Raw genomic sequence first — 25,217 nt, 5'->3', positions numbered from 1 at the left:
CGTCCGTACGAACGGACATGAATTCTGTCTCGGCTCTCGACTCCCTCGCCGGGGAGTCCGTCGTCGTCGTCGGCGGCGGCTTCGGCGGTCTCTCCACAGCGTGCTACCTCGCCGACGCCGGCGCCGACGTGACGCTGTTGGAGAAGAACGAACAGCTCGGCGGCCGAGCCAGCACGCTCGAACGCGACGGCTTCCGGTTCGACATGGGGCCGTCGTGGTACCTCATGCCCGACGTGTTCGAGCGATTCTTCGCCTACTTCGGCAAGCGGCCCGAGGACTACTACGGACTGACGCGGCTCGACCCGCACTACCGCATCTTCTTCAAGGACGGCGACCGCGTGGACATGCTCCCCGACGTGGCGGCCAACAAGGCCACCTTCGAGTCGTACGAACCCGGCGCTGGCGACAGGCTCGACGACTACCTCCGGAAGGCCGAGCGGAACTACCGCATCGGGATGGAACACTTCGTCTACACCGACCGCCCGGACCTCACCGACTACATCGACCTCGACGTGTTCCGGTACTCGTGGGGGCTGTCGCTCGTCGGCTCGATGCAGGACCACGTCGAGAACTACTTCGACCACCCGAAGCTCCAGCAGATAATGCAGTACACGCTGGTGTTCCTCGGCGGCGCGCCGAACAACACGCCCGCGCTCTACAACCTCATGAGCCACGTCGACTTCAACATGGGCGTCTACTACCCCGACGGCGGCCTCGCGGGCGTCGTCGACGCCATCGTCGACCTCGCAGAGGAGTTGGGCGTCGAGTTCCACACCGACTCGCCCGTCGCCGAAATCGCCGGTCGCCGCGGCGGCTTCGCCGTCCGCACCGAGGACGGCCGCGAGTTCCTCTGCGACCAGGTCGTCTCCGACGCCGACTACGCCCACACCGAACAGGAACTCCTCCCGGAGAGAAAGCGCCAGTACGACGCCGACTACTGGGACTCCCGAACGTACGCCCCCTCGGCGTTCCTGCTCTACCTCGGCGTCGAGGGCGACGTGGACGAACTCGCCCACCACACGCTCGTCCTCCCCACCGACTGGGACGACCACTTCGAGACGATATTCGACGACCCGTCGTGGCCCGACGACCCCGCGTACTACCTCTGTGTGCCGTCGAAGACCGACGACTCGGTCGCACCCGAGGGCCACAGCAACCTGTTCGCGCTCGTCCCAATCGCGGCCGGACTGGAGGACACGCCCGAACAGCGCGAGTCGTACCGCGATCTCGTCCTCGACGACATCGCCGACAACACCGGCGTCGACCTGCGCGACAGAATCGTCGTCGAGGAGTCGTTCTGCGTGAACGACTTCAAGGAGCGCTACAACAGCACGCAGGGCACCGCCCTCGGTCTCGCGCACACGCTGTTCCAGACGGCGCTGCTCCGCCCGCCGCACGGCTCCGAGGCGGTCGACGGCCTCTACTTCACCGGCTCGTTCACCACGCCGGGCATCGGCGTCCCGATGTGTCTCATCAGCGGCCAGCTCACCGTCGAGGAGATGGCCGACGACGCGAGGTGAGCGCCGACATGGCCGCACAGACCGAGACCGGAGACGCTGACGACGGCGAACGAGAGGGCGACGGACGAACAGACACCGGTCTGCGGGACCGCCTCGTCTACCTCGCGGTCCTCTCGCGCCCCCGATTCTGGCTCTATCTCGCCGGCCCCGTCGTCGTCGGCGTCGCGGCCGCCGCGAGCGCCCCGAGCGACCTGTTCGGCCTCGAACCGCTCGCCCTGTTCGCGTACTTCCTCGTCCCCGCGAACGTCTTTCTCTACGGCGTCAACGACGTGTTCGACGCCGACGTGGACGAGGCGAATCCCAAGAAGGACGACCGCGAGGCCCGCTGGCGCGGCGACCCCGTGAACACCGCCGTCGTCGCCGCCAGCGGCCTGCTCGGACTCGGCCTGTTCGCGCTCGTTCCGCGGGTGGCGTGGCCGTGGCTCGCCGCGCACTTCTTCCTCGCCGTCGAGTACAGCGCGCCGCCGCTTCGGTTCAAGACGACGCCGCTTCTCGACTCGGTGTCGAACGGGCTGTACGTCCTGCCGGGCGTCGCCGCCTACGCGGCCGTCTCGGGGTCGAACCCCCCGATGCTCGCCGTCGCGGGCGCGTGGCTCTGGACGATGGGGATGCACACGTTCTCCGCGATTCCCGACATCGAACCCGACCGCGAGGCCGGGATTCGGACGACTGCGACGGCCCTGGGCGAGCGCCGGACCTACTGGTACTGCGCCGCGACGTGGGCGCTCGCCGCCGTCGCCTTCGCCGCGGTCGACCCCCGCCTCGGCGCGCTCTTGGCGGCCTATCCGGTCGTCGTCTTCGGCATCGTCGCCGCCGGCGTCGACGTGGACCGGGCGTACTGGTGGTACCCCGTCATCAACACCGTCGTCGGTATGCTCATCACCCTCGGGGCGCTCTGGAGGCTCGTCTATGGGTGAAGGCGAGTCCCCGGAGGTGCGTCCGTGAGCGAGAGCGACCTGCGAGCGCGCCTGCCGTCCACCCGGGACGAGGCCGAGGACGCGCTCGACCGGCTGGTGCGCGACAACCGCTTTACCATCTCGGTGTTCTTCCCGCTGAACGGCGCGGTGCTCCTCGTCGCCAGCGCGATGGGCTGGCTCCCCGACCCGCTGGCGTTCAACGCGTTTCTCATCCTCCTCGGGACGCTCGTGATGCGCTCGCCGCTCGTCGTGGGCGTCCTCCCGCTCGTGACGCGGCGGGCCGCACTCGGCGTCGGCGCGCTCACCGCCTACGCCTACGCCATCGAGTACACCGGCGTCACCACGGGCTGGCCCTACGGCTGGTTCCACTACGGCGTCGACCTCGGGCCGACGGTCGCCGGGGTCCCGGTCGGCCTGCCGGTGTTTTTCATTCCGCTCGTGATGAACGCCTACCTGCTGTGTCTGCTCCTGCTGGGCGACCGCGCCCGCAACGGGGCCGTCCGCCTCGGCGTCGTCATCGCAGCCGTCCTCGCCATGGACGTGGTGCTCGACCCCGGCGCGGTCGCGCTCGGCTTCTGGGAGTACTACCGCCTCGCCGACGACGCGCACCTGTTCTACGGCGTCCCGCTTTCGAACTACGCCGGCTGGGTCGTCAGCGCGACCGTCGCCGTCGTCGCGCTCGACTGGTCGTTCGACCGCGAGGCGCTTCTCGCCCGCCTCGACCGCACGGAGTTCATGCTCGACGACCTCGTGAGCTTCGTCATCCTCTGGGGCGGCATCAACGCGTGGTTCGGCAACTGGGTTCCCGTCGCGGTCGCGGCGCTGTTCGGCGTCGGACTGCTCAAGACGGACCGGTTCGACTCGCGGCTCCTGCGGCTTCCGCGGCGGTTGCCGTGGCGGTCCTGATCCTGAGCGTCGGTGTTCTCAAGCGGCTGTTTTCAGTCCGATTCGACGCCGCGCCGACGCCCTCGGTAGGCGGCCCCGATTCGCTCCCACTTGAGCAAGGCGAAGCCGAGGAGGACGAGGCCGAACCCGAGAAGCGTGGTCGCGGTCACGGGTTCGGTGAACAGGAACCAGCTGTAGACGGTTCCGAATCCGGCGATGACGTAGGTGATGAGGTTGAGTTCGACGGAGCCGAGTCTGGGGAGAAGCGAGAAGTACAGCAGGTAGCCGACCGCGCTCACGAACACGCCGAGGTAGACGAGGCCGGCGACGCCCGCGAGCGACACGTCAACCTGCGCCAGCGACTCCGTCGGACTCGCGGCGCTGGCGAGGTGGCTCAAGGCGGCGCCGACGACCATCGCCCACGCGGTCTGCGCGGCGAACGGCATCTCGCTCTCGATTCGCTGGGTGAGCACGCCGCCGAGCGCGAAGGACGCCGCGGCCAGCACCAGTATCGCCTGTCCGACGGCGTTCCCCCCGAGGAGGTTCGACGGGTCCGGGTCGGTGATGACGACGAGTCCGAGGAAGCCGACGGCGACGCCGAGCAGTTCGACCGGGCCGAACCGCTCGTCGGGGAGCCACAGTTTCGCGAACCCGATAGTCAGTATCGGAATCAGCCCCGCGAGCACCGACGCGACCGCGCTCGGGACGGTCTGCTGGCCGATGTTCTGGAGGACGCCGTACCCGCCGAGCGTCAGGAGACCGGCCGCCGCGACGACCGCCCAGTCGCGTCGCGTGCGGGGCCGCCAGTAGTCGGTGCGCCACCCCGCGTACAGCAACAGGAGAGCCGCGCCGAGGTCGAGCCGGAGCGCGGCGTACAGAATCGGCGGGAACGACTCCAGCCCGACCGTCACCGCGGGGTAGGTCCCGCCCCATATCGCCGCCAAGAACACGAACAGGGCGGCGTCTCGGTACCGACCGGCGAGAGGCGACTCACCGACCATGGTGGCGCGTCAACCCGCGAGACGGAGGCGTGGCGGCGTCGATTGCGGTCGTTCGCGGCGGTACGTCGGGGGCCGGCGACGTCCGGTCCACGGTCGAACGCGGCGCGTCGGCGTGTGCGCTCATTACCGAAACGAACGCCCGCGACCCCGGAGTAGCCGACGGTTAGTATGCTAACGTCCGTCGCCGCCCCCGACGTTCAGCCGGTCGGTGTCGAGGTCGGCGAGCGCGGAGACGGCGGCCCCGAGGAGCTTTCGCTCCGCGCGCCGGAGCGTCTTCGAGATGGCCACGTCGGAGACGCCGCACCGTTCGCCGAGAGACGCGAGCGACTCCCCTCGCGGCGTCTCGTAGTAGCCGTGTTCGACCGCCGTGCGGAGCACCCGCGACTCGGCCTCGGTGAGCCGGGCACAGCCGTCGAGGAGCGTCGCGGCCTCGTCGAAGTTCCGGAAGACGTCGGCCGCGGCCGACCCGCCGAGCGGGGCCTGCTCGACGACGGCGAGTTCGTAGCGGCGGTCGAGCGAGTCGAGGGTCGCGGCCGCGGCGCGGGGTTCGGCGAAGCCGAGATGCCACCGCTCCCAGCCGTCTCTGTCGCGGAACGGAGCGATGACCGCGCCGCCGTTGGCCATGACCGTCTCGATGGCGACCGTCTCTTCGAGTACGACGTGAGCCGTCGCGTTCGACCCGCGCTTCCGCTTCAGTTCGAAGCGGGCGACGCCGTCGGCGTCTCTGAGCGCGCGCATGCCGGACTCCAACTGGGCCCGCCCCGGCGACGAGGCTTCGACCCAGAGGTCGCACCGTCCCGTCTCGGGCGAGAGATTCCAGTACGGCGTGGTCAGCGTCACGTCGTGCGCGGCGGTCACCCGTCCCAGCGGACAGTCGTCTAACCGGGTGTCGAGGGTGACGCGATGCATGCCGTGGGCTCTGTCGGCCATCCAGTAAATCGTTTCAGTCGCGGAAAAATCGCGCGTGGCTCAGTCGGAGCCCCAGCGGCTCAGCGACCGGAGCCACCCAGAGACGCGCCCGCTCCGCCGAGCGCGGGTGGCCGGCGTCGAACCGGGGCCGAACTCCGCGTCGAGTTCGTCGTCGTCGGGGTAGGGGACGACGCTGACGGCCTTGAACACGGCCACGGGGTCGCGCCAGACGGCCCAGTACGCCGCGGTCTTCGCGAGGAGCGCGAGCTTTCGCCCGAAGCTCAGTTCGGGCGTCGTCGTGAGCGTGTCGTAGCCGAGCTTTCGAATCGACCGGTGGTGGTCGGCGTACAGCACCGCCGAGAGCAACACCGGGAACTGGCAGTCCGCCGGGAGGTACTCGATGCCGGCGACGCCGTCGCGGTACAGCGACTCCGTTCGGCGGAGTTCGTCGCGCATCACGTCGGCGACGCGCTCGTCGAACTCCAGCGCGAGAATCTGTTCGGTATCGACGCCGTGGCGGTCCAGCGTCGTCCGCGGCAGGTAGACTCGGTCGCGTTCGACCACGTCTTCGCCCACGTCGCGGAGAAAGTTCGACATCTGGAACGCCTGCCCGAGCGCCGTCGCGTGCGGGAGCGCCGCCTCGGGGTCGTCGGGCCGCATGACTGCGGTCATCATCCGGCCGACCGCCGACGCCGACCCGTCCATGTACGTCTCTAACTCCTCGTAGGTCTCGTAGCGGTCCTTCTCGATGTCCGACTCCATCGCGTCGATGAAGACGTTCACGTCGTCGGGGTCGATGCCGTAGCGCTCTCTGAGCTCGGCGAACGCCGACAGGACGGGGTCGTCGGTCTCCGTCTCGCCGAGCGCCTCGGCGCGGAGGCGTTCGAGGCGCTCGCGCTGTGTTGCCGGCGGCGCGGTCTGCTCGGCGTCGACGACCTCGTCGGCGACGCGAAAGAACGCGTACAGGACGTACGTGGCGTGTCTGACGCGTTCCGGAAGGAGGCGCGTCGCGAAGTAGAACGTCTTTCCCGTCCGCTGTTGGATGTCTTTTCCCGCCTCGACCTGTGATTCGTTGAGCATCGTTTCGTGTTCGTGGCCGCGCCCGTCTCGGGACCAACTGAGCTGACCGGGGAGGACAGTCATTAGTTCGGTCGCCGCCGACATAACGCTTCGTGCCGTCGTGAAATCAACCCGCGAACCCGCCGACTTCGCGGCGGCCCCGTTTCGAGCGTCTCCTGTCAGGATTCGTTACCAGAACGTGTCGCTGCAGTCGTAGACGACCCCGTGTTCCGGGCAGACGTACTTGCAGTGGCGGTGGTCCATCGACGTGCCGCAGAAGGGGCAGGGTCTGCCCTTCGGGGACTCGATGGCGCACGCGTTCCGTCCGGCGTCGTCGTCCATACGAGTTTTCGTAGGACGCGACCGACATATCCCTTACTGCCGTCGTCGGGGTCCTCAGTCGGCCCGGCCTCGCTCGGCCCAGTGGCGAGGCGGCCTCGATGCGTCCGGACTCCACCCGAATTTGGTACGGAACTGGAACAACGCTCATGTGCGGTCGTCGCCGAGTCGAACTCGTCGCGTCGAACGGCACCCGCGAGAATAATACCGCGCTCGACCAATCAACCAAACGAACAGTCGATGGAAAAGGCGCTCTGGTATCTGCTCACGGCGACCCGCGGCGGCGAGAACCGCGTCCGCATCATCCGCGTCCTCTCGGAGCGCCCGCAGAACGCGAACCGCCTCGCCGACGAACTCGACGTGGGCTACAAGACCGTCAGACACCACCTCGACGCTCTCGAATCCCACGGCGTCGTCGAGGCCGGCGGCGACAAGTACGGGCGACTGTACTTCCTCACCGACCAGTTCGAACGGTACCGCGACACCTTCGAAGAGATCGCGACACAGCTCGATTGATCATGGCAATGGACACCCAAATCGTGGCGGCGAGCGCCCTCTCGGGCGTGAACATCCTCCTCCTCGCGGCGCTGACCGCCGTGTGGATTCGCAACTACCGGACGTTCCGCACCTCGCTCGTCCTCGGCCTGCTCGCGTTCGCCGTCGTCATGCTCGTCGAGAACGCCGTCGCGCTCTACTTCTTTTTCACGATGCAGAGCCTCTACTCCGGGGACCCCCACGTCCAGCAGGCCGTGTTGGTCCTCCGCGGCCTCCAACTCGTCGCGCTGGCGTTCCTGACCTACGTGACGGTCCGGTGAGCACCCCGGCGGTATCGCACGCGCCAGACCCGTCCCGCTCGCACCCCGCCCGAATTTGGTACTGACTCGACCCCGATTCGTCACGGAGTCTCCCCGAATCTCGAAAAACCGCCTTTAGCCGGTCTCGCGTCTTCGTTCTCGTGGCACCGACCACACGTGAGACCAATGAGAGACACGACGACTCCGACGACGCGACGAACCGTACTCGGACTGACCGGCGCGGGCGTGCTGGCCGCCCTCGCCGGCTGTCTGGGTAGCGCGAGCCTCCCGGGCCAATCGGCCGGAAACGGGAACGGAAACGCCCAGTCCGCGCGGACCTACCGCGTGACGGTGGCGAACCTCACGACCGGACAGCCGTTCACCCCGCCGGCGGTGGTCGCCCACCGCGCAAGCGTGGAGCTGTTCGCCGTCGGCGACCCGGCGAGCGACGCCATCAGGGAAGTCGCCGAGAACGGCAATCTCGGCCCGCTCGGCGAGTTGGCCGAGGAAGCCGACGACGTTCGTGGCATCGCGGTCGGTGACGCGCCGCTCGTCCCCGAGGAACTCCCGGCGAGCGAGATGTTCCCCGCGACCGCGACGCTCGAACTGGAGACCGACGCCAGCGGCGCGTACCTCTCGTTCGTCAGCATGCTCATCGGCACGAACGACGGCTTCGCCGGCCTCGACACCGTGCCGCTCCCGGAGCGAGTCAACGAGTCGCGGTCGTACTTCGCGGCCAGCTACGACGCCGGAACCGAAGTCAACACCGAGGCGTACGGCGACATGGTCCCCCCTGCGCAGGCCCTCTACGGCATCGACTCCGGGACCGAGGGAACCGGAACGAGCGACCCGGACCTCGCCGAGGACGGGGTCGTCACGCCCCACGCCGGCATCGTCGGCGACGGCGACCTCGACCCGACCGTCTACGGCTGGGACGACCCTGTCGCGCTGATTCAGGTCGAGCGACTCGACTGAGCCGGTCGCGGCCTGCACAACCCTCGTCGGCCGCCGTGGGCGCGTCGCTCACGGCTCACGAGTACAGCGGAGCACGGAAAACTGAGTCGTGGACGCCGTCGGAAGCGAACGACCGGGGGCGGCCGTCCGGCGAAACCACGTAGCGTACCACGCGGCGAGTGCGGGAGACTCGGCCGCGCGATGCTGTTTCAGCTGCGACTACCCGTTGTCGGAGCGCGTTGAACCGCTCTGGTGGTGATGGTGGTGGGGGTGGGGGGCGTCCGGTCGGCGAGAGACCGACGCGAACGGGAGGGTCTCTGACAACGGCGATTACCAGTTCGTTATCACCTGTCAAAGCTGTACCGGTGGTTCGGGAACCGCGTTATCGGGTATCGATGAGAGCGCATTCGCCACTGAGACGGCGTGTCACGGCCCGTGGGCTCGTTTCGTCTACCGAACGATTGGGGACCGGTATCGAACCCGAGTGGCGGCGTTTCGCGCGTCGGCCCCCCGGCCGGTTTACTCGCCGCCCCCGTCGCCGAACTTCGCGTACGGCCGGCGGTGGGTGTTCCGAATCAGGTCCTCGTCGGAGACGCGAAGCCCCAGTTCGTCCAACTCCTCGCCGATTCGGCTGAGGTCGTCGCCGTCGACGCCGATGGCCCGGACCATGACGTTCCGCTCGCCGGTCATCACCTCCTGTACCTCGACGACGCCGGGGACCGCGGCGGCGGCCTCGGCCAGTTCCTCGCGCTCCGGAATCGGTGCCGTACAGACGATGAGCGTGTACAGCTGGTAGCCCGCCCGCTCGTAGTCCACGTCGGCGTGATAGCCGCGGAGCACCCCGTCGGCTTCGAGCCGCTGGATGCGGTTCCGGACGGTGCTCGCCGAGGCGTCGAGTTCGTCGGCGATGTCGGTCGACGACGTGCGGCGCGCCTCCGCCTGCAGGGTGTACAGTATCTGCCTGTCCAGCGCGTCGAGTTCTCGACTCGTCATTCAGTTGCTCCTGTGTCCGCTGCGGCATTAACTTTCTCGCTCGTCTTCATCAGAACCGCAATTAAATCCAGATAAAACGCAACTCCCGATAAAGTAACTTATGTATTTCCGGACGGCCGATGCTTTCTAACGGGTCGAACCCGAACGAACGGGACACCGACACAGATGAACCCAACAGAGATCGGTATACGCCTCGTCGCGGGGGCGTTACTCATCCTCACGAACGGTTTCTTCGTCGCTATCGAGTTCGCGCTGACCCGTGCGCGGCAGTTCACCGAATCCGAGTTCGTCGACGGCGACTCCCGACTCGAACGCGCGTGGGAGATGACCCAAGAACTCGAACTGTATCTCACGACCTGTCAGGTCGGGATCACGGCGTCGAGCATCGCCGTCGGTATCGTCGCCGAGCCCGCGCTGGCGGCGCTGTTCGAACCGCTACTCGAACCGCTTTTCGCCGGGACGACGCTCGCGACCATCGGAGCCGGCGCGCTCATCGCCTACCTGATTATCAACCTCCTGCACCTCACCCACGGTGAGCAGACGCCGACGTACCTCGGCGTCGAGCGCTCCCGGATGGTCTGTCGCTACGGCGCGACGCCGCTCCACTGGTTCTACGTCGCCATCTCGCCCATCATCAAGTTCGGCGACTGGGTCGCCAAGTGGACGCTCAAGCTCTTCGGCATCGAGATGTCGGGCGCGTGGCTCGAAACCGAGACCGACGTCATCGAGTCCCGCGGTCAACTCCGCGAGCGCCTGCACTCCCTGCTCGAAGAGGGCGAACTCCCCGAGGAGCGCCGCGACGAGGTGCTCAACGCGCTCGACGTGGACGAGCTCTCCATCAGCGAGATTATGATTCCCAGCAACGACATCGTCTCGCTCTCGACGACGGCGACGCCCGGCGAGAACTTCGACCGGATTCGAAACACCCCCCACACCCGCTTCCCGCTGGTCGGCGACTCGCTCACCGACTTCCGCGGCGTCGTCTACGCGCCCTCCATCATCGACAACTTCGAGGCGCTCCGCGCCGGCGAGCGCTCGTTCGAGGAAATCGCCGCGCCGACGATGACGCTCGCCGCCGACACCAACGTCAGCGACGCGTTCGACCAGTTCCAAGCCGAAGACCAGGAACTCGCACTCGTCCTGCGAGACGGCGAGGTCGTCGGCCTCCTCACCGCCACCGACGCCCTCGAAGCGGTCATGGGCGAACTCGACGACCCGCTGGACTAGCGCCGTCGACTCCGCCTTCGGTTTTTTCAGCGTTCGGCCGAGGCTCACTGACGAGACGGACGCATGACGCATATCCGCGGAAGTGGCTCTCAACCGCCGGTGCTGAACCGTCGTTCCGTCGACCCCCCGGGGGGTTCGGGGGAATTGGGGGTCGACGGAAACGTTGATGTGAGTTCGCCATGTACAGCCGCCTACCCCCGTGAATTCGGACGGGTTTCAGACGAACCCTTGTGGGATTGAAGCTCGTAGTCAATCTGGTCGCCTGCCTCCCAGCGGCGTTTCAGACGAACCCTTGTGGGATTGAAGCGACCAGCCCTCGGGGACGCTCTCGACGTGGACGCGTTTCAGACGAACCCTTGTGGGATTGAAGCCGCTGATGACGATGCAGACCTCGGAGATGGTCAAGGGGTTTCAGACGAACCCTTGTGGGATTGAAGCTACCTCGGGGAGAACGAGAACGGAACGCGGGCGCTGAAGGTTTCAGACGAACCCTTGTGGGATTGAAGCGTGGACACGACGGTCGACACATCCGACCCGTCCGAGTTTCAGACGAACCCTTGTGGGATTGAAGCGTCCTCCGCGGGGCAGACCAGCCCCAACAGGACGCGTTTCAGACGAACCCTTGTGGGATTGAAGCGTCTTCGACCGAAGCGTCGATTGGCGTCAGGTCGTGTTTCAGACGAACCCTTGTGGGATTGAAGCTTACAAGTGTGCAATTGGACAGACACGGCTATTGGTGTTTCAGACGAACCCTTGTGGGATTGAAGCTCGTGACCTCTGACCGCTGAGCGTCAGCTGACTCTCGTTTCAGACGAACCCTTGTGGGATTGAAGCCCCTAAGAGTCTGTCTGGAACCGACGCGGTGCCTTTAGTTTCAGACGAACCCTTGTGGGATTGAAGCGGCGGACTATGCGGGCGAGACGTGGCAAGAGACGTGTTTCAGACGAACCCTTGTGGGATTGAAGCCGACATCGCCAGCGGTCGCTCTTCGGCCGCGTCGTTTCAGACGAACCCTTGTGGGATTGAAGCCGCCCCTACGAACCATCGGGAGGTCAAACCGAGTATGGTTTCAGACGAACCCTTGTGGGATTGAAGCTCGGAGTGGTACGTCTCAATCGTTTTCCCGGCTTCTAGTTTCAGACGAACCCTTGTGGGATTGAAGCGGACAGATTGCAAGCGATTGACCCTGATAGCATTCGGTTTCAGACGAACCCTTGTGGGATTGAAGCTCGAAGAAGCGGCGACTGTAGAAGGCGAACTCCCAAGTTTCAGACGAACCCTTGTGGGATTGAAGCGAATCGTGCGGTTAATCGTACGTCGTGCTAAGCCGAGTTTCAGACGAACCCTTGTGGGATTGAAGCCCGCCTCTTGGGGGTGTTCTGAATGCCGGGACGGAGAGTTTCAGACGAACCCTTGTGGGATTGAAGCGATGGGAATATCACAACGACAGTCAATGAACACTGGTTTCAGACGAACCCTTGTGGGATTGAAGCCATTCGGGCGCTGGCTCGGCGACATGGTCGACAAGGTTTCAGACGAACCCTTGTGGGATTGAAGCACAGACGAGCGCGTCGAACTGCCGGCGAAGCTCAGGTTTCAGACGAACCCTTGTGGGATTGAAGCGGGCGTCGTGACCTCCACGGTCGTCGTCGAGACGACGTTTCAGACGAACCCTTGTGGGATTGAAGCGACTTCGGCGAACGAGAGCTGTACCTCTCGTTCAAACGTTTCAGACGAACCCTTGTGGGATTGAAGCCCCCGGTCGTCGTCGTCGCGTTCGAGACGCTCGCGTGTTTCAGACGAACCCTTGTGGGATTGAAGCCTCGTTGCATCCCTCGACTTCGAGGACGCCGACATGTTTCAGACGAACCCTTGTGGGATTGAAGCCGGAGGTCATCGTCGAGCGCGCCGAGTCAATGGTTTCAGACGAACCCTTGTGGGATTGAAGCTACATGGACCCGCCCTACGTCGGTGGAGAGCACTACTGTTTCAGACGAACCCTTGTGGGATTGAAGCGAAGTGCTCGCGTACTTCTACGACGTGTCCGTCGAGTTTCAGACGAACCCTTGTGGGATTGAAGCCCGCCGGTGAGGGCCTTCCAGATGCGCGCCACGTCGTTTCAGACGAACCCTTGTGGGATTGAAGCTCGCGAAGCGTCTCGCGGGCGCGCTCGTCGGGCACGGTTTCAGACGAACCCTTGTGGGATTGAAGCCCCCTCCAGCTCGTCGAGACGGGCGTCGATTGCGTCGAGTTTCAGACGAACCCTTGTGGGATTGAAGCTGCTCGCGGTCGGTCCGCTCCGACGTCGTCTGCCGGGTTTCAGACGAACCCTTGTGGGATTGAAGCATCGGTCCCGACGCGTCGACCGACGATGTCGCTGGCGTTTCAGACGAACCCTTGTGGGATTGAAGCCGCGTGGAGACGTCGTCGTTGAGGTAGCACTCTACGGGTTTCAGACGAACCCTTGTGGGATTGAAGCGAACTTTTCCCCGATATCATGCTCATTGTATGCAGGGGTTTCAGACGAACCCTTGTGGGATTGAAGCCCGGAGTCCCGACTCGCGCGCATCGAACACGAGGCGGCGGTTTCAGACGAGCCCTTGTGGGATTGAAGCTGTGACTCGTGTGGAGAGGTGCACTTTGCACCGCACGTTTCAGACGAACCCGTATGGGGTTAAAACGAGTGAAACGTCGGGAGACGACGTTACGACTCTCGTATCAGTCGACCGCGTACCAGAATCGAAGAATGCCCGGGGTGGGCTCCGAACCCACGATCTCCGCATGTCCCAGGTGCGAGGCCGGCATGACCTCGCGGGGGGCGGAGGCTTCCAAGGCGTTCCGCACCGATTGTGAAACCCTATGAGTGCGGCGCTATGTCCAGCTAAGCCACCCGGGCTCAACTTCCCGTTGTGTGCTGGTTGTATTTAAGCTTCTCATCTTCGACGACCGCGGGGCGAGTCACCACGCCACTCGATTCGAGTCATCACCCGCGGATTTATGTCCCAACACCGGATGCACACACGCATGAGCCAACCGGAGATCGTCCAGTCCGTCCTCGGAGAGGAAGACGTGGTGACCCGCGTCCACCTCGGGGGCGAGGACGAACTGTTTGTAACTCCGACGCGGACGCTCGTCTATCGGGCCGAAGGCCTCCTTTCGGACGAGTCCGTCGACGAATTCTCGCACGCCGCCGAGCGACTGTCCGTCAAGGAGGGGCGACGAAAAGCGAAGATATCGCTGGACTACGGCCTCGACGGGAGCGAGACGTTCTCGCTGTCGACGAAGCGCCTCGACGACGCGCTCCAGCCAATCGTCGAGGGCGTCCTCGCGGCCGCCGGCGTGACCGACGAGGACGGCGAGCGCCTCGTTCAGGCGTTCCGGTTCAGCGAACTCACGTTCGTCATCACCGACGCCCGCGTCGTCCGGCACATCGGGAGCGCGGTCTGGGACGAGGACTACGAGTCGTACCGCTTCGCCGACGTGACCGACCTCGAATTCGAGTCGGGGAGCGTCGCCACGACGGTCGTGCTCACCGTCGACGGTCGCCAAGAGCGGTTCAAGATTCCCAACGAGCAGGCGCGGCTCGTCCGCGAGAAACTCGCGCGGGCGCTGTGTGACTACCACGGCGTCGGCAGCCTCGAAGAGTTCCGCGTCCAGATGGAAAAAGCGCAGGCGAACGCCGAATCCTCCGACACGGAGCGCGACAACACCGACTTCGGCGCGGGCCCCGACCCGCTGAGCGCGAACCCCGGCGAGCTGTCCGACGAGCCGGCGAACGCCACCCGCTCCGAGGGCGACGCGCCAGCCGAACCGGCCCAGCGGGCCGCCCGGAACCAGTCGGTCGAAGCCACGTCCGCGACCGGCGCGGTGGCGGAAGCGAAGGCGGCCGAGGCCGCGACGACCCAGTCGGCCACCGAATCGCCGGCCACTGAGCAGTCGGCCGACAACGTCGCCGACGCCGGCGACCTCGGGTTCGAGGGGTCGGGATTCGAGTCGGCCGCCGAGTCCGAGGCGGCCGGAGGCGCCGGTTCGGACGCCGATTACGCCGAACTCGCCGCCGAAATCGAGTCGCTCCGCGAGGTCGTCGAGGCCCAAAGCGAGCAGATTCGCTACCAGCAGGAGCTGGTCGAACAGCTCATCGAAGAACTCCGCCGCGGGCGGTAACGCGACCCCCGGCCACCGGCCGGTCGCGGCCCCCCGCGAGTCACTCCCGACCGAGCACTTTTCTGACGCACGACGAGCCGAACGGCCCGAGTTCGCCCGACTCGAACCGCACGAAGTGGCCCGTCGAGATGGACGCGCCACAGCGGCGGCAGTCGAAGTCGCCCTCGCGCTGGACGACCTGACTCTCGAACCGGACGAACGTGCCGCCGCGGTTGTGACGGATGCGGCCGCCGTCGCGCTCGATGATGCCCCGAAGCTCCGCCGCGTCGAGGATGTCGCGCGTGAGCGTCGGGTCCGTGGTGACCGTCTCGATGCGGTCGACGACCTCGGCGAGGGAGAGTTCGTCGGCTTCGAGGTGCGCGAGGAGGTCGAGCGCGAGTTCGACGCGCTCGTCGCGTGTGGGCTCGGTCACGGTTCGGGAGCCAATCGAACGGGGTCGGGCTAAAGCCCTCCGAAGCACAAAGCGTTTGGTCGCGGCGCGACGACCGACTCCAGAGCTTCCGTGCCCCGTCCGCGTCTCGCCGCCGGCCTCGCGCTCGCGGCCGTCGTCGCCGGCCTGCTGTTCGCGTCGCCAGACGCCGTCATCGCTCGCGCGGCGTGGGTCGCCGCCGACCCCGTGCGACTCGTCGTCGTCGCGAGCGCGCTCGCGCTCGTGAGACCCCTTCTCGCGTGGCCGACGACGCTCCTCGCGCTCGTCGTCGGCTACGGCCTCGGCCCGGTCGGCGTGCCGTTCGCGCTGGCGCTCATCGTCCTCACGAGCGTCCCGCCGTTCCTCTTCGCGCGGCGCTACCGCGGGGCGACCGGACTCGCCGACGTCGGCGAGCGAACGGTCGAACAGACGGGCTCGGTGCGGGGCGTGGCCGCGAGCCGTCTGCTTCCGATTCCCTCCGACGTGGTGTCGGTGGCGGCGGGCGTCGCCAACGTCCGACTCGGCGCGTTCGCGCTCGGAACCGCCGTCGGCGAACTCCCGTGGGCCGTCGCGGGCGTCGTCGCCGGCGCGTCGGTCGAGACGCTCACGACCGAGTCGCTGGCCGCGGCCGTCCGCCCGGAGTTCGTCGTCCTCGCCGCCGTCGCGGGCGTGTCGATGCTCGTGCCGACCGCGTACCGTCGCTATCGAAGCGGCTCGGGCGCGTAGGGTGACTCGGAAAGAGAGAACGGAGAGTCCGCGAGCGACGGCGACCTATTCTAACAGCGACTCGCCGGTCATCGCGGTCGGCTGGTCGACGCCGACGAGTTCGAGGATAGTCGGCGCGATGTCGCACAGCGAGCCGCCCTCGCGGACGGTCCGGCCGCCCGAAAGCGGGTGGTCGGGGTCGGCGTGCTCGCCCTCGGCGTCGTTTTCCGCGGTCGCCTCGTCGTCGCGGTCGGCCGCGAGGTAGACGAACGGGACGGGGTTGAACGTGTGGGCCGTGTGAGGGTCGTCTTCGGTGCCCATGTCGTCGGCGTTGCCGTGGTCGGCCGTGATACATACGTGGCCGCCGTGGGCGCGGACGCTCTCGACGAGCCGCCCGAGCTGTTCGTCGACGGCCTCGACCGCTTCGATGGCGGCCTCGTAGTCGCCGGTGTGGCCGACCATGTCGGGGTTGGCGTAGTTGAGCACCATCACGTTCGGGTCGTCGGACTCGATGATACCGATGGCCGTGTCGGTGAGCTCTCTCGCGGACATCTCGGGCTGGAGGTCGTAGGTCGGCACGTCGGGGCTCTCGACGATTTCCCGAATCTCGCCGTCGAACTCGACCTCGCGGCCGCCGTTGAGGAAGTAGGTGACGTGGGGGTACTTCTCCGATTCGGCCATGCGAAGCTGCGTCATGTGTTCCTCGGCGAGCACCTCGCCGAGCGTGTCCTCGGGCTGTTCCGGCGGGTAGGCGACAGAGACGTCGAACGTCTTGTCGTACTGCGTCATCGTCGTCATGAGAATCTCCGGCGGCGTCGTCTCGAACTCCCAGACGGGTTCGATGTCGCAGAGCATCCGCACGAGCTGTCGCGCGCGGTCGGCGCGGAAGTTGAAGAAGACGACCGAGTCGCCGTCTTCGAGCGCGGGCGCGTCGTCGACGACGGTCGGCTCGACGAACTCGTCGGTGTCGCCGCGGTCGTACGACTCGGTGACGGCGTCGACGGCGGTGTCGGCGGTCCACTCGGCCTCGCGCTCCACGATGGCGTCGTAGGCGCGCTTGGTGCGCTCCCAGTTCTGGTCGCGGTCCATGGCGTAGTAGCGCCCGGAGACGGTGGCGACGCCGCCGGTGCCCTGCTCGTCGGCGACGGCTTCGAGGTCAGAGAGGTACGCCTCGCCGCCGGTGGGGCTGGTGTCGCGGCCGTCCGTGAACGCGTGGGTGACGGCCTCGACGCCGCGCTCGGCGGCGAGTTCGATGAGCGCGTGGAGGTGTTGTTGGTCGGAGTGGACGCCGCCGTCGGAGACGAGGCCCATGAGGTGGACGCGCCCGTCGTGTTCGTCGGCGTGGTCGTAGGCGGCCGCGATGGCCTCGTTCTCGAAGAACGAGCCGTCGTCGATGCTGTCGCCGATGCGGGTGTACGCCTGCTTGACGACGCGGCCGGCCCCGATGTTGAGGTGGCCGACCTCGCTGTTGCCCATCTGGCCGTCCGGGAGGCCGACGCGCCGCCCGTCGACGATGAGCGTCCCGAAGGCTCCCGCGTCGCGGTAGCGGTCGAAGTTCGGCGTGTCCGCCGCCTTGATGGCGTCGCGGCGGTCGTGGTCGCCGAGTCCCCACCCGTCGAGGATGATGAGTGCTGCGTCCATACGTCGCCGTTCGGCGCGCCGGGGTAACTGTCCTTTGCTCCCGACATGGGATGACAACGTATCGCGTACGGAGATGAGAGGTCGGCGTTCGAGCCCCGACGGCGGGGTTTCGACGCGCCCGCCCCGACGGCCTTTTCTTTCGGCGCGCCGTCGGACTCGGCGATGGGTCTGCGCGATTTCGACCTCGACGCGGCGGTCGACGACTGGGCGGAGTACTACCTCGGAAACGGCCCGAGCCTCGTCGTCTTTCTCGTCCTCAACGCCGCCGCGTTCCTCGTCGGCGTGAGCTTCTACGTCCACTCCGACCCCGCGCTCTCGGACCTGCCGACGTTTCTCTACCCGCTTTTCGGCGACTCGCCGACCGCCCTCGCGCTGATGACGCTGTCGGCCGCGACGCTGCTTCCGAACCTCGGTCGCCGCGTCGCCGACGCGCCCGTCAACCGACCGCTCGCGTACCTCCACACCCTCGCGTTCGTCTGGCTCGTCAAGTACGGCGTCTGGACGGTCGTCGCGCTCAACCTCCGTCCCGACCTCTACGTCGGCTTCTCCGGAGCCGCGCTGTGGGACTACTGGGGCATCATGCTCACCCACGCGGGCTTTCTCGCGCTCGCGCTCCTCGTCCCGCGCTACGGCGCGACCACGAAGGGCGCGCTCGGATTCGCCCTCGTCCTCGCGCTCGTCAACGACGTGTTCGACTACGGCCTCGGCTACTACCCACCGCTGAAGTACGAGGCGGGGGCGCTCCTCGCGGGCATCACCGTCGCCCTCTCGTTCCTCGCGGTGTTCCTTGCCTCCCGGGCGTTCGACCACCTCTCAGAGACGCCGGAGCCGACCCCCTGAACGCCCCGGTCCCGCCCCGACAGCGCCCCGTGAGTCACAATCGCTAATCGCACGACGGCGCTGTGACTCACATGAGTCAGGCTTTTCCCCACCGGCAGTCTATGACCTCGTAATGGACTCCGCGGTACTGCTCGACCTACTCGGGAACGAAAACCGCCGGCGCATCCTGCGGTTGCTCTCGCACAAACCGTGCTACGTCACCGAGATCAGCGAGTACCTCGGCGTCAGCCCCAAGGCCGTCATCGACCACCTCCGAAAGCTGGAGGACGCGGGGCTCATCGAGTCGCGCACCGACGACCAACGGCGCAAGTACTTCCACATCTCCCGGAACCTCCGACTGGAGGTGAACGTCTCGCCGTACGGGTTCGGCGCGAAGAGCGCCTACCCGCCGAGTCCGAGCCTCGACATGGCCGGGCGCTGTCCGCACGTGACGCTCGAAGTCGAGAGCGCCGGCACCGACGACGTCTCGGAGTTAGCGCGCGAACTCGGCAAACTGGAGGAACTCGACAACGAACTCTCCTTGGCCCAGCGGTGGGTGCAGGGCCGCATCACCGACGTGCTCGACCGCCTCAACGACCGCCTCGGCGTCGACGCCGACAGCCGCTTTTACGCGGAGATTCTGGCCGCGCTCGCCAACGGGTCGAACACCGTCCGCGGCATCGCGAAGGACCTCAACGCGGACCCCGCGGTCGTCGACAGCGCGCTCCACCACCTCGCCGAGGGCGGCCTCGTCGCCCACAACGGCGACCGCTGGCGAATCGACTGACGGCTACAGCTCCTGTGTCAGGCCGTTTCTGAGGTCGCGGCCGAAGTAGTGCCCGACGAGCGCCGCGAGCCCGCCGCTCGCCGCGCCGACGCCCGCGATGGCGACGCCGTAGTCCGCGAGCAACTGCACCGCGAAGGGCGCGAACACGGCGAACAGCGTCGAGAGGACGAACGCGAGGCCGGCGGCGATTGCGCCGGCGAGGACGACCTCCGTGTAGTGTCGCTTCGACCCGACGAGGCCGAGGAGGAAGCCGGCGGCGGCGATGCCGGCGAACCGGCCGAGGAAGCCGACGAGGGGAATCGCGCCGCCGACGAGCAGTCCCCCGATGGAGAGCAGGAGCGCCGCGAGGAACGCGCGCGGGGAGAACAGCCCGCTGAGGCGACCGCCGCCGGACGACCCCGACGAACTGGTCGGCGTCGCGCCGTCGCGCTCGCGGCTCATCCCGGAGAGCACGTCGTCGACGGACTGCTCAGACTCCTTTTGGTCCGACCGTTGCATGTGTACAGGGTCGCGGGCGAGCCTGATGGCTCTTGTGCCGGTGCGTCAGGTCCCCGTCGAAAAGGAGGCGCGACGCGGTCGTTACGACCCCCGACCCAAGATGAGGTACAGGACGAGACCCAGAAGCGGCGCGAGGAAGACGACGACGGCCCAGAGGAACGCCGGATGACTGCTGTTTCGCTTCGCGTCTCGGTACGTCCACACCACCATCCCGAGGTACAGGAGGAAAAACAGCAGGCCGATTACGAACGCGCCTGCGCCGCGCGACTGGAGGAGTATCGTGGGGAGCATACGCTGGCCGACGGTCGGTCGGATAAAATGTCTTGTGCCCGTTATGTCGGCGACACGGACATCTCGCTCGTTGCACTCGGGCGGGGCGGCTCCACCCCAGTTGTCGTACCGAGCGGCGAGCGAAGCGAGCCGTTCGGCATTTTTGGTCCAGATTTTTGCTCCGAGCGGGTCGCTACGCGACCCCGAGGAGGAAAAAGGTGGAATGGTGGGTTTGAAGTCTGCCCCCGCGGTATCCCGCGATATGAACGCAGGGGACCGCGTCCGCGTCACCCGCGCGGACGTCACGAACGAAGGCGTGCTCATGCCGTCTTCCACCGAGGACCACCTCGTCGTCAAGCTCGACGGCGGGTACAACGTCGGTATCGCCCGCGAGGGAGCCGACGTGGACGTGCTCGAAACCGACGTGTACGACATCGAAGACGCGCAGTCCGAGGGCGACGGCACCTCCGAAATCGAGTTCGACGACGACCTGCCGACCGTCTCGCTCATCTCGACCGGCGGGACCATCGCCTCGACGGTCGACTACCGCACGGGCGCGGTGACCGCGCAGTTCGACGCCGAGGACGTGCTCCGGGCCGTCCCCGACCTCGCGGGGCGGGCGAACTACCGCGGCCGCGTCGTCGCCAACATCCTCTCGGAGAACATGACGACTGACGTGTGGGTCGACCTCGCGGAGGCCATCGCCGAGGAAATCGAGGCCGGAGCCGACGGCGTCGTCGTCATGCACGGCACCGACACGATGCAGTTCTCCGCGTCGGCGATGTCGTTCATGCTCGACACGCCCGTGCCCATCGTCTTCACGGGGAGTCAGCGCTCGGCGGACCGCCCCTCCTCCGACAACGTGATGAACGCCGTCTGCGCCGTCGAGGCCGCGAAGGCCGACGCCGCCGAGGTCATGATCTGCATGCACGCCTCGGAGTCCGACGACGTCTGCGCGCTCCACGAGGGGACGCGCGTCCGCAAGAACCACACCTCCCGCCGCGACGCCTTCGAGACCGTCGGTGCGAAGCCGCTCGGCGAAGTCGACTACGAGGCCGAGGAGGTCACGTTCCGCCGCGACTACGCCCCCCGCGGCGAGGCCGACCTCGCGCTCCGCGCCGACCTCGAATCCGAGGTGGAACTCGTGAAGTTCACGCCGGGGATGGACCCCGCGGCGCTCGACTACCTCGACAGGAAGGCCGGCGTCGTCATCGAGGGGACGGGCCTCGGCCACGTCCACACCGACCTCATCCCGCGGTTAGAGGAACTCATCGAGGACGGCACGGTCGTCGCAATGACCTCGCAGTGTCTCGAAGGCCGCGTCTGCGACCGCGTCTACGACACCGGCCGCGACCTGCTCGACGCGGGCGTCGTCGAGGCGGGCGACACGCTCCCCGGCACGGCGAAGGTGAAGCTGATGTGGGCGCTCGCCAACGTCTCTGACCCGACGGGCGCGATGGGCCGCAACCTCGAAGGCGAACTGACCCAGCGCTCGGTCCCGTGGGAGTGACCTGATGGAGATTCGACCCGCCCGACCCGAGGACTACGACGCGGTCGCCGCGTTCACCCGCGACACGTGGGCCGACCGCGGCGGGTCGGACTACATCCCCGACATCTACCACGACTGGATCGCGCCCGGCGAGTCGGAGCGGGCGACGCTCGTCGTCGACATGGGCGAGGAGACGCCGTCCGACGACGTGGCCGCAATCGCGCAGGTCGTCATGCTCTCGGAGTACGAGGGCTGGGCGCAGGGCATGCGCGTCGCCCCCGACTACCGCGAACAGGGGCTGGCGACCCGGCTGTCGCACGCGCTGCTCGACTGGGCGCGCGACCGGGGAGCGCGCCGCGTCCGAAACATGATTCACTCGTGGAACGTCCCGAGCCTCGCCAACGCCCGCACGGTCGGCTTCGACCCCGGCATCGAGTTCCGCTGGGCGACGCCCGACCCCGACCCGACCGCCGACCCGGAAGCGGCCGTCGGCCACGACGCCGACGCCGCGTGGGCCTACTGGACCGGGTGCGAGGCGCGGACCGAGCTCACGGGGCTCGCGCTCGACCCCCGCGAGTCGTGGGCGCTCTCCGAGCTGACCCGCGACCGCCTCCACGACGCCGCGGCCGACGACCGCCTGTTCGTCGTCGGCGACGACCGCACGACCGGCTTCACCTATCGGAACCGGACCTACTCGCGCGAACGCGACGGCGAGGGCGAGGTGACGTGGGCCGAGTACGCGGTCGCCGCGTGGGACGACGCGCCGGCCTGCGAGTCGCTTTTGGACGCGGTTCGACGCGACGCCGCCGCGGTCGGTGCGGACCGGACGCGGGTTCTCCTCCCCGAGCGAATCGATTGGATTTCCGACGCGTCGCTCGCCCGGAGCGACCTCGCCGAGGAGCCGACGTTCGTCATGGAAGCCGACGTCTCCTGACGCCGCGGGGGTGCCGCGCCCGCCGAGCGCCGATTACCGCCAGTCGACGCCGCGGACTTCGAAGCGTGCCCCGCCGAGTTCCGAGTCCACCACGTCGAACTGCCAGCCGTGCAGGTCGGCGATTCGCCGCGCCGTCGAGAGATGTGTGACATCGTAATCGACGCCGAGCAACTGGTTCGAGCCCGCACCGACCGCCGCGCGCTCCTCCGGGGACGGGAGGGGGCCGTCGTCGTCGACGTAGAACCCGTCGGCGGTCGTCCCCACGACGACGCTGGACGGCAGACCGAGCGACGCGTTCCGCTCGTAGCAGGTCGTGAGCACCGCGACCAGAAACAGCCCGAACAGGTGGGTGTCGGCCAAGAGCGACCCGTCGCCGACGACCCGGAGCGAGGCGTCGTCCGCGCCGTCGGGCGACGCGACGGCCCGCGCTTGCGCGACGTGCGAGCGGAAATCCACCGGCGCGAGGTCGAGCGTGCTCGGTTGCCCGGCGACGGCGATGCCCCAGTCGACGAGCGAGTCGATGCGCGAGAGGCTCTCGGAGAGCTGCACCGCGTCGTCGCCGTCGACGGCGGCGAGTCGCTCGGCGGACGCGGTGGCCGACGCGAGCTGGGCTTTGAGCTCCGAGGCGAGCACGCTGACGAGCGCCGCGAGGTGCTCGTTTTTCTCGTTGACCTGCAGCTCGGCGAGCCGCCTGTCGGTGATGTCGAAATGGGTGACGAGCGCGAAGCTCCCGTGTCTCGGCGTGTCTATCGGGACGACGCGGAGCGCGAACCACCGATACACCGTTGGCGAGTGACACGGGTACTCGGCGGTAAAGAGATCGCGGTCGCCGCGGAGCACCGCGCGGATGCCGTCGGCGACGACGCCCGCGATTTCGTCGGTCTCGCGGGCCGCGTCGCACACGTCGAGGTAGTTGACGCCCGTCGAATCGGGGTCGCCGGCGTAGTCGTTCGCGTCGGCGAACGCCCGCCACGCCCGGTTCGTGTAGACGATGTCACCGCGCCTGTCGAGGAGCGCAATCGTCGCCGGGAACTCCTCGAAGCCGCGTTCGATGAGCGATACGTCGTCCATCACAGAGCGTACGCCGGGAACCCGTTTGTCAGTTTCTACCAGATTGGGTCCGAAATACGCGTCGCGTCGTTCGCGGCCTGAGAGTGCGAAAAACGGTGTTCGACCGCCACGGTCGGGGTGCAATCGACCGCGGCGTCGGGCGTTCGGTGGTCGGGGTCGTGGTGGTGGTGGTCAGTCCGAGGCGGCGACTCGGGGCTTACGCTCGTTTCCCTCCGTACCCGCCATGGCGAGCACGTCGTCGAAGAAGCCGAGCGAGTCGTGGGGACCGGGGTGGGCTTCGGGGTGGTACTGGCGCGTGATGACGCTCAGTTCCTCGCTGGCGAGGCCTTCCGCGGTGTCGTCGTTGACGTTGACCTGCGTCACGTCGAGTTGGTCGCCGGGGTCGGCGACGGTGTAGCCGTGGTTCTGGGTCGTCATGACGACTTTTCCGCTCCGGAGGTCGCGGACCGGCTGGTTGACGCCGCGGTGGCCGAAGGCCATCTTCTCGGTGGTACCGCCGAGCGCGCTGGCGACGATCTGCTGGCCGAGGCAGATGCCCGCCAGCGGGACCTCGCCGGCGAACTCCTCGACGAGGTCGCGCGTCGCGGTGTAGTTCTCGGGGTCGCCGGGACCGTTCGAGATGAAAAGCACGTCGGGGTCGAGCGCGGACACGTCCTCGGCGGCCGCGTCGTAGGGGAGCACGTGGACCGTCGCGCCGCGGTCGACGAGGGAGTCCACGATGGAGCCCTTCGCGCCGCAGTCGACGAGCGCGACGGTGGTGTCGCCGTCGCCCTCGAACGTCGTCAGTTCGGTCGTGGTGACCTGCGCGCCGATGTCGACGTGCTCGCTCATGCCCTTACACTGCGCGAGTTCCTCCTTCGCGTCCTCCGGGGTCACGTCCTCGCCGACGGCGATTCCGACCTTCATCGCGCCCTCCTCGCGGATGGACGTGACGAGGTCGCGCGTGTCGAGGTGGTCGACCGCCGGAACGCCCTCGTCTGCGAGCCACTCGACGACCTCCTCCGTGAACTCGCGTGCGACGGCCGCCCGAGGGTGGACCCGGTCGGACTCGAATCGCTCGGCTCGGACGCCGTAGTTCCCGATGAGGGGGTACGAGAAGGTGAGGACTTGCTCTTCGTACGAAGGGTCGGTCAGACTCTCTTCGTATCCCGTATATGCGGTTGTGAACACCAGTTCACCGCGTGTGCGCCCCGGAACACGGCCACGCGCTTCGACCACGCGTCCGTCTTCCAGCGCCAGATAGGCGTCCGACATTACGAGAAACGAACGGAACACGGGTGCATAAGTGTTGCTTTCGAAGGTGAGTTACGAAATTCGTAATCGGTAAGTCGCTGGGGTGGACACGTGGGGTATGGACGAGCTTGACCGGCGCATCCTCGATATCCTTCGACGGGACGCTCGGACCCCCAACACGGAGATTGCGGCCGAGGTCGGGACCTCCGAGGGGACAGTCAGGAACCGCGTCGAGCGGTTGGTCGAGGAGGGCGTCATCGAGCGCTTTACCATCTCGACCCGCACGGGGAACCTGAAGGCGATGATAGAGGTGACCGTCGCGGTCGACGTCGACACCAACGACGTCTCCGAGCTGATGGCCGACTGGAAGGACGTGGACTTCGTCTGGCAGGTCTCCGGCGAGGAGGACATCGTCCTCGTCGTCGACGCCGCCGACACCCGCGCCGTCAACGAGCTCATCACCCGCGCCCGCGAGCACGACGACGTCAAGAGTACCAAGACCCGCCTGATTCTCGACGAGCGCCTCGGCTGACGCCGCGCCGCCGCGCCGCCGCGTGGTCCGCGATTCGCATCGAAGCTTAGTTGACCCCCGACTCCGA

General features: G+C 67.2%; 25 protein-coding genes, 1 tRNA gene and 1 CRISPR repeat array. Of the genes, 14 read left to right on the top strand and 12 right to left on the bottom strand.

Annotation, left to right across the window (positions count from 1 at the left end):
• Positions 1-17: 17 nt before the first annotated feature.
• From crtI to cruF, 3 genes are read left to right on the top strand one after another with little or no spacing between them, the layout of a single operon-like run.
• Positions 18-1,520 (top strand): phytoene desaturase family protein, encoded by a 1,503-nt coding sequence (gene crtI, locus NDI65_RS06500; RefSeq protein ID WP_089781354.1) that lies wholly within the window; start codon positions 18-20, stop codon positions 1,518-1,520.
• Complete coding sequence (locus NDI65_RS06495) at positions 1,517-2,437, top strand: prenyltransferase (protein WP_089781356.1); 921 nt, start codon at positions 1,517-1,519, stop codon at positions 2,435-2,437. The genes crtI and NDI65_RS06495 overlap by 4 nt, the downstream gene beginning before the upstream one ends.
• Before the next feature lie 24 nt (positions 2,438-2,461).
• The gene (gene cruF, locus NDI65_RS06490) at positions 2,462-3,343 is read left to right on the top strand and encodes a bisanhydrobacterioruberin hydratase (RefSeq protein WP_089781358.1); all 882 of its coding nucleotides are present in this window, start codon (positions 2,462-2,464) and stop codon (positions 3,341-3,343) included.
• Between the two features lie 32 nt (positions 3,344-3,375).
• Here the strand turns inward: cruF and NDI65_RS06485 are convergent, their stop codons facing one another.
• The 4 genes from NDI65_RS06485 to NDI65_RS06470 form a co-directional block, all read right to left on the bottom strand.
• Positions 3,376-4,323 (bottom strand): DMT family transporter, encoded by a 948-nt coding sequence (locus NDI65_RS06485; protein ID WP_089781360.1) that lies wholly within the window; start codon positions 4,321-4,323, stop codon positions 3,376-3,378.
• A 171-nt stretch (positions 4,324-4,494) separates the two neighbouring features.
• Positions 4,495-5,232: a helix-turn-helix domain-containing protein gene (locus tag NDI65_RS06480; protein WP_089781734.1), complete on the bottom strand. Its 738-nt coding sequence runs from the start codon at positions 5,230-5,232 to the stop codon at positions 4,495-4,497.
• A gap of 60 nt (positions 5,233-5,292) precedes the next feature.
• Entirely contained in the window at positions 5,293-6,312 is a 1,020-nt protein-coding gene (locus NDI65_RS06475) for a phytoene/squalene synthase family protein (protein ID WP_089781736.1), read from the bottom strand.
• Positions 6,313-6,480: 168 nt separating this feature from the next.
• Positions 6,481-6,633 (bottom strand): HVO_2523 family zinc finger protein, encoded by a 153-nt coding sequence (locus tag NDI65_RS06470; protein WP_004042510.1) that lies wholly within the window; start codon positions 6,631-6,633, stop codon positions 6,481-6,483.
• A gap of 237 nt (positions 6,634-6,870) precedes the next feature.
• Between NDI65_RS06470 and NDI65_RS06465 the strand changes: the two genes are divergently transcribed.
• The 3 genes from NDI65_RS06465 (at position 6,871) to NDI65_RS06455 (ending at position 8,399) form a co-directional block, all read left to right on the top strand.
• Positions 6,871-7,146 carry a winged helix-turn-helix domain-containing protein gene (locus NDI65_RS06465; RefSeq protein ID WP_089781362.1) on the top strand — a complete coding sequence of 92 codons (276 nt, stop codon included), beginning with the start codon at positions 6,871-6,873 and terminating at the stop codon, positions 7,144-7,146.
• A gap of 2 nt (positions 7,147-7,148) precedes the next feature.
• On the top strand, positions 7,149-7,445 hold the full coding sequence (locus NDI65_RS06460) for a hypothetical protein (RefSeq protein ID WP_089781364.1): 297 nt from the start codon (positions 7,149-7,151) through the stop codon (positions 7,443-7,445).
• 165 nt (positions 7,446-7,610) lie between these two features.
• Positions 7,611-8,399: a spondin domain-containing protein gene (locus NDI65_RS06455; protein ID WP_089781366.1), complete on the top strand. Its 789-nt coding sequence runs from the start codon at positions 7,611-7,613 to the stop codon at positions 8,397-8,399.
• 498 nt (positions 8,400-8,897) lie between these two features.
• On the opposite strand, the gene NDI65_RS06450 is transcribed toward NDI65_RS06455, so the two are convergent.
• Positions 8,898-9,371: an Lrp/AsnC family transcriptional regulator gene (locus NDI65_RS06450; protein ID WP_089781368.1), complete on the bottom strand. Its 474-nt coding sequence runs from the start codon at positions 9,369-9,371 to the stop codon at positions 8,898-8,900.
• A 165-nt stretch (positions 9,372-9,536) separates the two neighbouring features.
• Between NDI65_RS06450 and NDI65_RS06445 the strand changes: the two genes are divergently transcribed.
• Positions 9,537-10,598: a hemolysin family protein gene (locus NDI65_RS06445; RefSeq protein ID WP_089781369.1), complete on the top strand. Its 1,062-nt coding sequence runs from the start codon at positions 9,537-9,539 to the stop codon at positions 10,596-10,598.
• 213 nt (positions 10,599-10,811) lie between these two features.
• Positions 10,812-13,279: direct repeats of the CRISPR family, unit length 30 nt; unit sequence GTTTCAGACGAACCCTTGTGGGATTGAAGC.
• Between the two features lie 66 nt (positions 13,280-13,345).
• Here the strand turns inward: NDI65_RS06445 and NDI65_RS06440 are convergent.
• A tRNA-Met gene (locus NDI65_RS06440) sits at positions 13,346-13,494 on the bottom strand.
• Positions 13,495-13,622: 128 nt separating this feature from the next.
• On the opposite strand from NDI65_RS06440, the gene NDI65_RS06435 reads away from it, so the two are divergent.
• On the top strand, positions 13,623-14,762 hold the full coding sequence (locus NDI65_RS06435; protein WP_089781371.1) for a hypothetical protein: 1,140 nt from the start codon (positions 13,623-13,625) through the stop codon (positions 14,760-14,762).
• Positions 14,763-14,802: 40 nt separating this feature from the next.
• Here NDI65_RS06435 and NDI65_RS06430 read toward each other — a convergent pair whose 3' ends face one another.
• Positions 14,803-15,174 carry a DUF5830 family protein gene (locus tag NDI65_RS06430; protein ID WP_089781372.1) on the bottom strand — a complete coding sequence of 124 codons (372 nt, stop codon included), beginning with the start codon at positions 15,172-15,174 and terminating at the stop codon, positions 14,803-14,805.
• 90 nt (positions 15,175-15,264) lie between these two features.
• On the opposite strand from NDI65_RS06430, the gene NDI65_RS06425 reads away from it, so the two are divergent.
• Positions 15,265-15,897 carry a VTT domain-containing protein gene (locus NDI65_RS06425; RefSeq protein ID WP_089781373.1) on the top strand — a complete coding sequence of 211 codons (633 nt, stop codon included), beginning with the start codon at positions 15,265-15,267 and terminating at the stop codon, positions 15,895-15,897.
• A gap of 45 nt (positions 15,898-15,942) precedes the next feature.
• Here NDI65_RS06425 and gpmI read toward each other — a convergent pair whose 3' ends face one another.
• The gene (gene gpmI, locus NDI65_RS06420; RefSeq protein ID WP_089781375.1) at positions 15,943-17,517 is read right to left on the bottom strand and encodes a 2,3-bisphosphoglycerate-independent phosphoglycerate mutase; all 1,575 of its coding nucleotides are present in this window, start codon (positions 17,515-17,517) and stop codon (positions 15,943-15,945) included.
• A 162-nt stretch (positions 17,518-17,679) separates the two neighbouring features.
• Between gpmI and NDI65_RS06415 the strand changes: the two genes are divergently transcribed.
• On the top strand, positions 17,680-18,357 hold the full coding sequence (locus NDI65_RS06415) for a DUF1405 domain-containing protein (protein ID WP_089781377.1): 678 nt from the start codon (positions 17,680-17,682) through the stop codon (positions 18,355-18,357).
• A gap of 112 nt (positions 18,358-18,469) precedes the next feature.
• A complete protein-coding gene (locus NDI65_RS06410) occupies positions 18,470-19,123 on the top strand; it encodes a metalloregulator ArsR/SmtB family transcription factor (protein WP_089781379.1) in 654 nt (217 codons plus the stop codon).
• Between the two features lie 3 nt (positions 19,124-19,126).
• Here NDI65_RS06410 and NDI65_RS06405 read toward each other — a convergent pair whose 3' ends face one another.
• Complete coding sequence (locus tag NDI65_RS06405; RefSeq protein WP_089781381.1) at positions 19,127-19,621, bottom strand: hypothetical protein; 495 nt, start codon at positions 19,619-19,621, stop codon at positions 19,127-19,129.
• An 81-nt stretch (positions 19,622-19,702) separates the two neighbouring features.
• Positions 19,703-19,912 (bottom strand): PLDc N-terminal domain-containing protein, encoded by a 210-nt coding sequence (locus NDI65_RS06400; protein ID WP_089781383.1) that lies wholly within the window; start codon positions 19,910-19,912, stop codon positions 19,703-19,705.
• Positions 19,913-20,153: 241 nt separating this feature from the next.
• Here NDI65_RS06400 and gatD point away from each other — a divergent pair, with 241 nt between their 5' ends.
• Positions 20,154-21,401: a Glu-tRNA(Gln) amidotransferase subunit GatD gene (gatD, locus tag NDI65_RS06395; RefSeq protein WP_089781384.1), complete on the top strand. Its 1,248-nt coding sequence runs from the start codon at positions 20,154-20,156 to the stop codon at positions 21,399-21,401.
• 4 nt (positions 21,402-21,405) lie between these two features.
• On the top strand, positions 21,406-22,314 hold the full coding sequence (locus NDI65_RS06390) for a GNAT family N-acetyltransferase (RefSeq protein WP_089781386.1): 909 nt from the start codon (positions 21,406-21,408) through the stop codon (positions 22,312-22,314).
• Between the two features lie 33 nt (positions 22,315-22,347).
• Here NDI65_RS06390 and NDI65_RS06385 read toward each other — a convergent pair whose 3' ends face one another.
• Both NDI65_RS06385 and carA read right to left on the bottom strand, forming a co-directional pair.
• On the bottom strand, positions 22,348-23,385 hold the full coding sequence (locus NDI65_RS06385; protein WP_310893488.1) for a PAS domain-containing protein: 1,038 nt from the start codon (positions 23,383-23,385) through the stop codon (positions 22,348-22,350).
• 171 nt (positions 23,386-23,556) lie between these two features.
• The gene (gene carA, locus NDI65_RS06380; protein WP_089781390.1) at positions 23,557-24,639 is read right to left on the bottom strand and encodes a glutamine-hydrolyzing carbamoyl-phosphate synthase small subunit; all 1,083 of its coding nucleotides are present in this window, start codon (positions 24,637-24,639) and stop codon (positions 23,557-23,559) included.
• Positions 24,640-24,736: 97 nt separating this feature from the next.
• On the opposite strand from carA, the gene NDI65_RS06375 reads away from it, so the two are divergent.
• Positions 24,737-25,150 (top strand): Lrp/AsnC family transcriptional regulator, encoded by a 414-nt coding sequence (locus tag NDI65_RS06375; RefSeq protein WP_148416751.1) that lies wholly within the window; start codon positions 24,737-24,739, stop codon positions 25,148-25,150.
• Positions 25,151-25,217 lie beyond the last annotated feature (67 nt).

Origin of the sequence: Haloferax sp. S2CR25 (assembly GCF_031624535.1) — an archaeon.
Taxonomy (GTDB): domain Archaea; phylum Halobacteriota; class Halobacteria; order Halobacteriales; family Haloferacaceae; genus Haloferax; species Haloferax massiliensis.
Note: the sequence above shows the minus strand (reverse complement) of the source record. Positions and strands in the feature narration are given on the sequence as shown.